The organism is Rouxiella silvae, assembly GCF_002093625.1.
Classification (GTDB): Bacteria; Pseudomonadota; Gammaproteobacteria; order Enterobacterales; family Enterobacteriaceae; genus Rouxiella; species Rouxiella silvae.
The window spans coordinates 1-9,930 of sequence record NZ_MRWD01000097.1 but is presented as its reverse complement, the minus strand read 5'-3'; the positions used below and the strand labels follow the sequence as shown (position 1 = coordinate 9,930).

The 9,930-nt window shown below is 50.9% G+C and carries 10 protein-coding genes; 6 read left to right on the top strand and 4 right to left on the bottom strand.

The window, feature by feature from the left end; all coding sequences use genetic code 11:
* The first annotated feature begins 636 nt into the window (after positions 1-636).
* From pstS to phoU, 5 genes are all read left to right on the top strand, one after another.
* The gene (gene pstS, locus BS639_RS23905; RefSeq protein ID WP_055775413.1) at positions 637-1,677 is read left to right on the top strand and encodes a phosphate ABC transporter substrate-binding protein PstS; all 1,041 of its coding nucleotides are present in this window, start codon (positions 637-639) and stop codon (positions 1,675-1,677) included.
* A gap of 102 nt (positions 1,678-1,779) precedes the next feature.
* Positions 1,780-2,736: a phosphate ABC transporter permease PstC gene (gene pstC / locus BS639_RS23900; RefSeq protein WP_055775416.1), complete on the top strand. Its 957-nt coding sequence runs from the start codon at positions 1,780-1,782 to the stop codon at positions 2,734-2,736.
* A gap of 1 nt (position 2,737) precedes the next feature.
* On the top strand, positions 2,738-3,625 hold the full coding sequence (gene pstA, locus BS639_RS23895) for a phosphate ABC transporter permease PstA (protein ID WP_055775420.1): 888 nt from the start codon (positions 2,738-2,740) through the stop codon (positions 3,623-3,625).
* Between the two features lie 43 nt (positions 3,626-3,668).
* The gene (pstB, locus tag BS639_RS23890; protein WP_407690327.1) at positions 3,669-4,436 is read left to right on the top strand and encodes a phosphate ABC transporter ATP-binding protein PstB; all 768 of its coding nucleotides are present in this window, start codon (positions 3,669-3,671) and stop codon (positions 4,434-4,436) included.
* 9 nt (positions 4,437-4,445) lie between these two features.
* A complete protein-coding gene (gene phoU, locus BS639_RS23885; RefSeq protein ID WP_055775426.1) occupies positions 4,446-5,192 on the top strand; it encodes a phosphate signaling complex protein PhoU in 747 nt (248 codons plus the stop codon).
* A gap of 91 nt (positions 5,193-5,283) precedes the next feature.
* On the opposite strand, the gene BS639_RS23880 is transcribed toward phoU, so the two are convergent.
* Both BS639_RS23880 and yieH read right to left on the bottom strand, forming a co-directional pair.
* Positions 5,284-5,865, bottom strand: a complete 582-nt coding sequence (locus BS639_RS23880) for a TetR family transcriptional regulator (RefSeq protein ID WP_267893485.1) — start codon at positions 5,863-5,865, stop codon at positions 5,284-5,286.
* A gap of 145 nt (positions 5,866-6,010) precedes the next feature.
* Positions 6,011-6,676 carry a 6-phosphogluconate phosphatase gene (gene yieH / locus BS639_RS23875; protein ID WP_084984547.1) on the bottom strand — a complete coding sequence of 222 codons (666 nt, stop codon included), beginning with the start codon at positions 6,674-6,676 and terminating at the stop codon, positions 6,011-6,013.
* Between the two features lie 267 nt (positions 6,677-6,943).
* On the opposite strand from yieH, the gene BS639_RS23870 reads away from it, so the two are divergent.
* Positions 6,944-8,281: an NCS2 family permease gene (locus tag BS639_RS23870; protein ID WP_055775435.1), complete on the top strand. Its 1,338-nt coding sequence runs from the start codon at positions 6,944-6,946 to the stop codon at positions 8,279-8,281.
* A 77-nt stretch (positions 8,282-8,358) separates the two neighbouring features.
* Here BS639_RS23870 and BS639_RS23865 read toward each other — a convergent pair whose 3' ends face one another.
* The gene (locus tag BS639_RS23865; protein WP_055775439.1) at positions 8,359-8,928 is read right to left on the bottom strand and encodes an NADPH-dependent FMN reductase; all 570 of its coding nucleotides are present in this window, start codon (positions 8,926-8,928) and stop codon (positions 8,359-8,361) included.
* A 41-nt stretch (positions 8,929-8,969) separates the two neighbouring features.
* Entirely contained in the window at positions 8,970-9,692 is a 723-nt protein-coding gene (locus BS639_RS23860) for a 4'-phosphopantetheinyl transferase family protein (protein WP_084984546.1), read from the bottom strand.
* Between the last annotated feature and the right edge of the window lie 238 nt (positions 9,693-9,930).

Below are 9,930 nucleotides of genomic sequence, written 5' to 3'. Positions count from 1 at the left end.
TTTTAACAGTGAGTCGTCCAATATTATATCTTGATGACAGTAAAGAATACCTTCCGAGTTATGATGCCATTGACCTGCCAATAGAAAGTTAAGAACGCTTAAGTTTTAAGGTCAATCAATTATAATAAACTGATGATTGTTATCATGAATTTTTTTAAAAAACTCGAAATTGTTAAACGCTCACCGACACCTAGTACTCCGAAGACTGTGATTGTTTTGATGAGAGCGCAGTAGGGAGGGTGAAAGCACTTCTAGAAGCAAAAGCCTAATTTAAGAGGAGGAAGTGAGTGTCCTATGTCTCTCTCTATCTCGTTGTGGAAAGAGCAGTCTGTTTTGATCTGATGCTTATCTCTATTTTAATTACCTCCCTAACGGGGTTTTTTTTGTTAAAAATAATAAAAAATATAACAAAGAAGAGTAAGGTTTTGGAGGTTAAGCAGTCCTCAGCTAACCGGTAAGGGCGGAGGGGGGGCGTAAAACTGCCGTCGGCTTTCTATCTCTCTATGCGCGCTGTCACAAAACTGTCATATAAACTACATTTTACTGTCACTAAACTGTCCTATTTTCCTCCTGTGCCAAACACTTTACTAAGCTTCGACTTGAGTCGAATCAAATAATAACCACCAGGAGTGGAACATGAAACTGATGCGTACCACCGTCGCCGGTATTGTGGCAGCGACCTTCTCTTTAACAGCAATGTCTGCCTTTGCAGCAACCAATCTGACCGGTGCAGGCGGTACTTTCCCTGCTCCCGTTTATGCTAAATGGGCTGATTCTTATCAAAAAGCAACGGGTGTTCAGGTTAACTACCAGGGCATCGGTTCTTCCGGTGGTATCAAGCAGATCATTGCCAAAACAGTTGATTTCGGTGCTTCAGATGCGCCAATGAGCGATGCAGACCTCGAGAAAAATGGTCTGTTCCAGTTCCCAACCGTTATCGGTGGCGTTGTTCTGGCCGTTAACATCCCTGGTATTAAATCTGGCCAGTTGACGCTGGACGGCAAAGCGCTGGGTGATATCTACCTGGGCAAAATTAAAAAATGGAACGACGCCGAAATCACCAAGCTGAACCCTGGCCTGAAACTGCCTGATACCAACATCGCCGTGGTTCGCCGTGCTGATGGTTCAGGAACATCTTTCGTGTTCACCAGCTACCTGTCTAAAGCTAACGCCGACTGGAAAAAAGACATCGGCGTAGGCACAACCGTTAACTGGCCAACCGGTCTGGGCGGTAAAGGTAACGACGGCGTGGCCGCATTCGTTCAACGTCTGCCGGGTTCAATCGGTTACGTTGAGTATGCGTATGCCAAGCAAAACAACCTGACTTACACCAAACTGGTTGATGCCAGCGGTAAAGCCATTTCCCCGTCTGAAGCCTCGTTCAGCGCAGCGGCTAAAGGCGCAGACTGGAGCAAGACCTTTGCTCAGGACCTGACTTTCCAGCAGGGCGACAACGCGTGGCCAATCTCTTCCACCACCTTTATTCTGGTCTATAAACAACAGCAGGATGCCGCCAAGGGCGCTGAAGTGCTGAAGTTCTTCGACTGGGCTTATAAAAACGGTGACAAGCTGACCACGGGTCTGGATTACGCTTCTCTGCCACAGTCTGTCGTTTCTCAAATTCAGGCTGCATGGAAATCCAACGTAAAAGACAGCAGCGGTAAGGCACTTTACTAGTAGCAGGCCCTCGGTCTGATATAAAGTACGAGTCTTCTGTCTCATTCTCTCCCGATAACCCCTTGTCGGGAGAGAAATAAATCTGAAAAAGAAGAGAGTGTTATGGCTGAAAAACCGCCGTCCTTCAAAGCACCAAGCAAAAACGGTGACATTATCTTCAGCGCGCTGGTTAAACTGGCTGCGCTGATTACGCTATTGTTGCTCGGCGGGATTATCATCTCGCTGTTTATTTCTTCCCTGCCTAGCATGGAAAAATTTGGTTTTTCTTTCCTGTGGAATAAAACCTGGGACGTTCCCAACGAGCAGTTTGGTGCCTTGGTTCCCATCTACGGAACCGTCGTGACATCCATCATTGCGCTGTTGATTGCCGTCCCGGTCAGCTTTGGTATCTCTCTGTTTCTGACCGAACTGGCGCCGAACTGGCTTAAGCGTCCTTTGGGTATCGCCATCGAACTGCTGGCGGCTATCCCGAGTATCGTGTACGGCATGTGGGGCCTGTTTGTCTTTGCACCGCTGTTTGCTACCTATTTCCAGCAGCCGGTTGGTGATGTTCTCTCCGGCGTACCGATTATTGGTGCGCTGTTTGCCGGTCCAGGTTTCGGTATCGGTATTCTGGCGGCGGGCGTGATCCTGGCCATCATGATCATTCCTTACATCGCCTCGGTCATGCGCGACGTATTCGAGCAAACGCCGGTGATGATGAAAGAGTCGGCCTACGGCATCGGCTGTACCACTTGGGAAGTCATTTGGCGCATCGTTTTACCGTTTACTAAGAACGGCGTTATCGGCGGCATCATGCTGGGACTGGGACGCGCACTGGGCGAAACGATGGCGGTGACCTTTATTATCGGTAACACCTACCAGCTCGACAGCGCGTCGCTTTACATGCCGGGAAACAGTATTACCTCGGCGCTGGCTAACGAATTCGCCGAAGCGGCTTCGGGTCTGCATACGTCTGCCCTGATGGAGCTTGGCCTGATCCTGTTTGTGATCACCTTTATCGTGCTGGCGCTGTCAAAATTGATGATTCTGCGTCTTGCCAAGAATGAGGGGCGTTAAGATGGCAACTCTTGAAATGCAAAGCAACGATGCACTGCTCGCATCACGCCGCAAACGTCAGGCGTGGCGCAGGCAAAAAAATCGCCTCGCGCTGCTGCTGTCAATGGCGACCATGGTATTTGGCCTGTTCTGGTTGGTCTGGATCCTGTTTACCACCGTCACTAAAGGCATCGATGGCATGTCTTTGGCGCTGTTTACCCAGAATACCCCACCGCCGAATACCGACGGCGGTGGATTGGCCAATGCCATTGCAGGCAGCGGCTTGATGATTTTATGGGCCACGGTCGTGGGCACGCCGTTGGGGATCATGGCGGGCGTCTATCTGGCCGAATACGGCCGCAAATCCTGGCTGGCTGAAGTGATTCGTTTTATTAACGATATCCTTCTCTCGGCGCCCTCTATCGTGGTTGGCCTCTTCGTTTACACGATTGTCGTGGCAAAGATGGGTCACTTCTCCGGTTGGGCCGGCATTATCGCCCTCGCGCTGCTTCAGGTGCCTATCGTTATCCGCACGACCGAAAACATGCTCAAACTGGTGCCGGACAGCCTGCGTGAAGCGGCCTACGCACTGGGTACGCCAAAGTGGAAGATGATTTCTGCCATTACGCTGAAAGCCTCGGTCTCCGGAATTATTACCGGCGTTCTGTTGGCCATCGCCCGTATCGCCGGTGAAACCGCGCCATTGCTGTTTACCTCGCTCTCCAACCAGTTCTGGAGCACCGATTTAATGCAGCCTATCGCCAACCTCCCGGTCACCATATTTAAGTTTGCCATGAGCCCGTTCTCGCAGTGGCAAGAGATGGCGTGGGCAGGCGTGTTGCTGATTACTGTGTGCGTACTGCTGCTGAATATCCTGGCTAGGGTCATTTTTGCCCAGAAAAAGCAGTGATGACAAAAAATTTTGATTACAGAGAGATGTCTTAATGAGTCGAATGACCGATGCATCCAATACTAAAATCCAGGTCCGCGACCTGAATTTCCATTACGGCAAATTCCATGCGTTGAAAAACATCTCCCTGGACATTGCTAAAAACGAAGTGACTGCCTTTATCGGTCCGTCAGGCTGCGGTAAATCAACGCTTCTGCGCACCTTTAACAAGATGTATCAGCTTTATCCTGACCAGCGCGCCGAGGGTGAAATTTTACTCGATGGCGAAAATATTCTGGTCGATAAGCAGGACATCGCCCTGCTGCGTGCCAAAGTGGGTATGGTGTTCCAAAAGCCGACGCCGTTCCCGATGTCGATTTATGACAACATCGCGTTTGGTGTGCGTCTGTTCGAGAAACTGTCGCGTACCGATATGGACGAGCGCGTGCAGTGGGCATTAACCAAAGCGGCGCTGTGGAATGAGTCAAAAGACAAGCTGCACCAGAGCGGTTACAGCCTCTCGGGCGGCCAGCAGCAGCGTTTGTGTATTGCGCGCGGTATTGCCATTCGCCCCGACGTGCTGCTGCTCGACGAACCTTGTTCGGCGCTGGACCCTATTTCTACCGGACGCATTGAAGAGCTGATTACCGAGCTGAAATCCGACTACACGGTGGTTATTGTTACCCACAACATGCAGCAGGCGGCACGCTGCTCGGACCGTACGGCGTTTATGTATCTCGGTGAACTGATTGAATACAGCGATACCGACTCATTGTTCACCTCACCTGCTCAAAAGCAGACCGAGGACTACATTACTGGCCGCTACGGTTGAGGAAACATCATGGACAATCTGAATCTTAACAAACATATTTCAGCCCAGTTCAACGCCGAGCTCGAGCACATCCGTACTCAGGTTCTGGTCATGGGCGGCCTGGTTGAACAGCAGCTTACCGATGCTATTACCGCGATGCACAATCAGGACGGTGAGCTGGCCGAGCGTGTTATTCAGGGTGATGACAAGGTCAATATGATGGAAGTGGCGATTGATGAAGCCTGCGTGCGCATCATCGCTAAACGTCAGCCGACAGCCAGCGATTTGCGCATGGTGATGGCGATCATCAAGACCATTTCCGAGCTTGAGCGCATCGGCGACGTGGCGGACAAAATTTGCCGCACCGCGCTGGAAAAATTCTCGCATTTGCATCAGCCACTGCTGGTCAGCTTAGAGTCGTTGGGGCGTCACACGGTACAGATGCTGCACGACGTGCTTGATGCGTTTGCACGTATGGATCTCGATGAAGCGATCCGTATTTATCGTGAAGACAAAAAGGTCGATCAGGAATATGAAGGCATCGTGCGTCAACTGATGACCTACATGATGGAAGACCCTCGCACCATTCCAAGTATTTTGACCGCGCTGTTCTGTGCCCGTTCTATCGAGCGCATCGGCGACCGCTGCCAGAACATTTGCGAGATTATTTTCTATTTCGTAAAAGGTCAGGACTTCCGCCACGTTGGGGGAGACGCGCTGGAGAAACTGCTGGCGGGTGAAAAGAGCAGTAAAGACAAGGCAGATAAAGCCGAATAATGCGCTAACGTCCTTTGAGAAATAAAAAACGCCCGAACACTAATCTGTCGGGCGTTTTTGTATTTTTCGCCTTCGGCCTGAATTCGCAGGGCTAGATCATCAAATAGCGCAGTGCAACCATAACCGCAAGCTGGCGGTAGTGTGCATTTTGCGCGTCAAACTCATCCGGATTTTCAAACAGGGCACCAAAGGTGTACTGATTGGCAACCTGATGAACGCAAAGACTGCTTATTAAACGGTGAACGTCTCGCGCCTGGGCATCTTCTTTGAAAAGATGGCTTTTTTTGCCGCGCTCCAAAATATCATCCAGCAACGTCAGCGCCGTTTGGTTCAAGGCCCGGATGCTGGTGGATTGACGAATAAAACGCCCGCGCAGCATGTTTTCAGTTGAAACAATGCGTATGAATTCCGGATGCGAAACGTGAAAGTCAAAGCTGGCCTCGACCAGTTTAACAATCGCTTCAGCGGGCGGGTAAGCCGAAAGACTGAGTTCAAGCTCGTGTTTACGCAGGCAGCGGTAAACGTGCTCTAAAACCTGCATATAAAGCGCTTCTTTCGATTTAAAGTGATAGACCACCATGCGTTTGGTGGTATCCGCATTCGAGGCGATGTTTTCCATCCGTGCGCCCATTAAACCGGACTCGGCGAACTCATTTAATGCGCTGTCAAAAATGCGCTGCTTGAGGCCTATAGGATCGTTTTTACGCCCCGTTGTCTGAGGGCTTTGGCTAGTCAGCGTCTTCTCCTTAACGGAAACTGTGTGGTCTTGCTCAAGAGTAACGACCGCGAAGTCGAGTTACAAATCAAATTGATGGCGCTTATTTGACGATATTGTAGCCTTTTTCCCGCCAGATTTCGGCAAGTTGATGCATATCTGTGAAGGCGGTAACCAGAGGATGTTCAATCACCGGATTATGCGGGTCCGCGCAGTAATAATAAACCGGGATATTTGCCGCAATACCCGCCTGTACTCCGGCCACCGAGTCTTCGACTAGGAGGCAGCTTTCTATCGGCACCTGCATTTTTTCGGCGGCGTGGAACAGCAGAGCAGGGTCAGGTTTCCAGCGCTGCAAATCGTAGCCGCTGTAAAGCTTATCGCCCATAAAAGGCAACAGGCCGGTTAATCCCAGTGAGTGCTGCATTTTGCTGACTGGCCCGTTGGAGACCACGCACATTGGCACCTTTATCTCCTCCAGCAGCTCTTTGGCACCATCAATGGCTTCAAGATTTTCATCAAACAGACGGGCCACGTGCTGACGGAAAACCGCCTCCATTTCTTCTTTGGTAGCCTCTAGCCCGTGTTGCTGATTAATGATGGCGACAATTTCATACAGTTTCACCCCTTTGTATTGGGTGAACATCTCGTCATAAGTGACGGTGACGCCAAAGTGGGCAAACATCAGCACGTAGGCTTCACAACACAGTCGTTCGCTGTCGACCAGCGTGCCGTCGCAGTCAAAGAAAACGCATTCTATCTGGGGCATATTCCATCCTTTTTCTGAATTCATTCGTCTGGTTTATGACATTGTGCCAATCCCCATCTTACCGAATATAGGCGCGGGTTCCGACCCTCATATTGCCCTTGCCGACAGATAAAATGTGAGTAAATAAGTGTTAAAAACCAGCAGTTGGTCCGAAATTTGGTCTGAAGATTGTAAAAGTGCCCTAAAAAGCAGCAGATTCATCTCATCCCTCTAAATATTTGGGGTAGGATAGCGGCCGACTGATTTTTCCTTCTTTGGAACTCACTAATGAGCACACCGCAACACAACGCCAGCGCCGGAAAAGGGCTGTTAGAACGCCTGTTCAAACTGACTCAGCATGGCACCACGCTTAGAACCGAAACGGTTGCCGGATTCACTACCTTCCTGACTATGGTTTATATCGTATTCGTTAACCCGCAGATTTTGGGCGTGGCGGGTATGGACAAGCAGGCCGTGTTTGTCACCACCTGTTTGATCGCCGCGTTTGGCAGCATCCTGATGGGACTGATTGCCAATCTGCCGGTAGCACTGGCACCGGCAATGGGCCTAAATGCCTTCTTTGCTTTTGTTGTCGTCGGTGCGATGGGCATTTCGTGGCAGGTCGGGATGGGCGCAATATTTTGGGGGGCAGTTGGCTTACTCTTGCTGACTTTGTTCCGCGTTCGCTATTGGATGATAGCCAACATTCCGGTCAGTTTACGCGTCGGCATTACTAGCGGGATCGGGCTGTTTATCGGCATGATGGGGCTTAAAAACGCCGGTATCGTGGTGGCAAACCCTGACACCTTTGTGGCCATTGGTAATCTGACCTCCCACTCTGTGCTGCTCGGCGCCCTGGGCTTCTTTATCATCGCCATTCTCGCGGCCCGTAACATTCACGCCGCCGTTTTGATTTCAATCATCATCACCACGCTGATTGGTTGGGCGCTGGGTGACGTGCACTATGCCGGTATCTGGTCGATGCCGCCGAGTGTGACCTCGGTTGTGGGTCAGGTTGATATTAAGGGCGCATTAAACGTTGGGCTGGCGGGCGTCATCTTCTCGTTTATGCTGGTTAACCTGTTCGACTCCTCAGGAACCCTTATTGGGGTAACCGACAAAGCTGGACTGACCGACAGCGAGGGTAAATTTCCTCAGATGAAGCAGGCGCTGTTTGTTGACAGTATTAGCTCGGTAGCGGGGTCTTTCATCGGCACCTCTTCGGTTACGGCTTACATTGAAAGCTGCTCGGGTGTATCGATTGGTGGCCGCACCGGGCTGACCGCGGTCGTCACCGGCATTTTATTCCTGTTGGTTATCTTTATTTCACCTTTGGCCGGCATGGTGCCAAGCTACGCCGCCGCCGGTGCGCTGATTTACGTCGGCGTACTCATGACCTCAAGTCTGGCGCGCGTCACTTGGGACGACCTCACTGAAGCGGTTCCGGCATTTGTCACCGCCGTCATGATGCCGTTCAGTTTCTCCATCACCGAGGGCATCGCTCTAGGCTTTATTTCTTACGTGGTGATGAAGCTGGGAACCGGTCGCTGGAGAGAAATAAGCCCGTGCGTGGTGGTGGTCACACTGCTGTTTGTGTTGAAGATTGTATTTATCGACAGTAAATAAGTTGACCCAAAAATCCCCTTCCCCCGCTGAAAACGGGGGAAGGTCAGGATTGAGGAAACAACCCACTCTATAGAGAGCTATTTTTTAAATCGACGCGTAAAGTCGGAAAAGGCGCTGAGCTGGCCGGTCAGGTGATCCAGCGTGCTTTGCTCAATCACTTCGCCAAGCTGGGCATCGACCTTGCTTTGAATGACTCCCCCCATAAACTCCGGCTTATTTAGCACCATCGCATCCAGGAAAACCAATATCTGACGCAGATGATACTGGCAGCGTGCGCCGCCAATCGGGCCCATCGAGCTAGTCTGAATTAGCACCGGCTTACCTGCCAAAGGCTGCTCAGGTACGCGGGAAAGCCAGTCGATGGCATTCTTTAAACCGCCGGGAACAGAATAGTTGTATTCCGGAGTCACAATAATCACGCCGTCGGCCTGACGAATGTGCTCGGCAATTTTCTCGACCGTGGCCGGAAAACCGGACGCCTGTTGAATATCGGCGTCGTACAGAGGAATATCGCCAATTGAAGGCAGCGCTTCAATCGTCACCCCCTCGGGGGCCAACTTTGGCAGAGTGCGGGCAACCATGGCGTTAAAAGACTCTTTGCGCAGGCTGCCTAACAGAGTGACAAACTTCAGTGGATGAGCAGACATTAACGACTCCTGATGTAAGTAAGGCTTGTACCAAAGATAAACTATTTAGCCGGAGGTAGGCTGGTTAACTTCATAAAGTGTAGTGAATCAACCTGCTGCTGTGGGGAAAATGTTTGCGTCCCTACAAATCCCTCTCGCGGCGAGTAACGCCAGCAAATGAGCCGCAGAATATCAGGACTGTGCGCACACGACCAAACTACAGGGCCTTCAATGTCGCTCATGACCTGCACGTTGGGAGTGATACTTGAGCGCAACCTTCCTGAGGAGGGATGGAGGCTGAGCGTGTCTGCGACGATATCGTTTTGTCCTGAGAGTTTGTGTACGCTTTGTCGAATACATTCCAGCTGGAGGGCTGACTCATCGGGATCGGCCTGCATCGCTATCCAGCTTTTCTCTACCGCAGAAAGAGCAGACTGTCGCACCTGACTCAGCGCGCTGCGGGCGTGAAGAATCTCCAGGTCCAGCCCGACATTTCCTTCGCTGCTCAGCATCACGCCGAGAGTACTGCCCGCGTAGGCCAAACTGAAGTCAGGTAAACCAACAGAGGAGAAGCTGGGGCGACCGCTAGGCAAGATAACTATCTGCGGCAGTCGAGTTATGCCGTACAGATAGAACATCAGCTCTGCCAGCAGGACGCGTCCGTGGATGAATCTTCTGGCAGGCTTCGGGGAAAGGGTGTTGGCGAAAGTTAACACGTCCGCGGATAAACGGTGGATGTCCGGCTCGCTTTCCGTTATGGCCCATTGGGCAAAGTGGCACGCCATTGTTCACTCCATGATTAATGGTTCGTACATAATTTATATGAATATGTGCTCAATAATACAACTATCACGTAAATTACATAAATAACTTATGAATCAGATAATCATAGGCCGGGGGCTAAAGGTGAATAAGAAAAACCCGTTTTTAGTCCATACCTGCATGGGGAGGGGGACGTGTCCTCAAGGGTTAAGCCAATTCATAAGAGAAGATAACCTGAAAAATAGAGCCTAAGATTAGAAA

Bases quoted from the DNA above. Each gene is read 5' to 3' on its own strand.
- BS639_RS23865 (WP_055775439.1), bottom strand. From the start codon at position 8,928: ATGTCTGCTCATCCACTGAAGTTTGTCACTCTGTTAGGCAGCCTGCGC.
- phoU (WP_055775426.1), top strand. From the start codon at position 4,446: ATGGACAATCTGAATCTTAACAAACATATTTCAGCCCAGTTCAACGCC.
- pstA (WP_055775420.1), top strand. From the start codon at position 2,738: ATGGCAACTCTTGAAATGCAAAGCAACGATGCACTGCTCGCATCACGC.
- yieH (WP_084984547.1), bottom strand. From the start codon at position 6,676: ATGCCCCAGATAGAATGCGTTTTCTTTGACTGCGACGGCACGCTGGTC.
- pstS (WP_055775413.1), top strand. From the start codon at position 637: ATGAAACTGATGCGTACCACCGTCGCCGGTATTGTGGCAGCGACCTTC.
- BS639_RS23860 (WP_084984546.1), bottom strand. From the start codon at position 9,692: ATGGCGTGCCACTTTGCCCAATGGGCCATAACGGAAAGCGAGCCGGAC.
- BS639_RS23870 (WP_055775435.1), top strand. From the start codon at position 6,944: ATGAGCACACCGCAACACAACGCCAGCGCCGGAAAAGGGCTGTTAGAA.
- pstB (WP_407690327.1), top strand. From the start codon at position 3,669: ATGACCGATGCATCCAATACTAAAATCCAGGTCCGCGACCTGAATTTC.
- pstC (WP_055775416.1), top strand. From the start codon at position 1,780: ATGGCTGAAAAACCGCCGTCCTTCAAAGCACCAAGCAAAAACGGTGAC.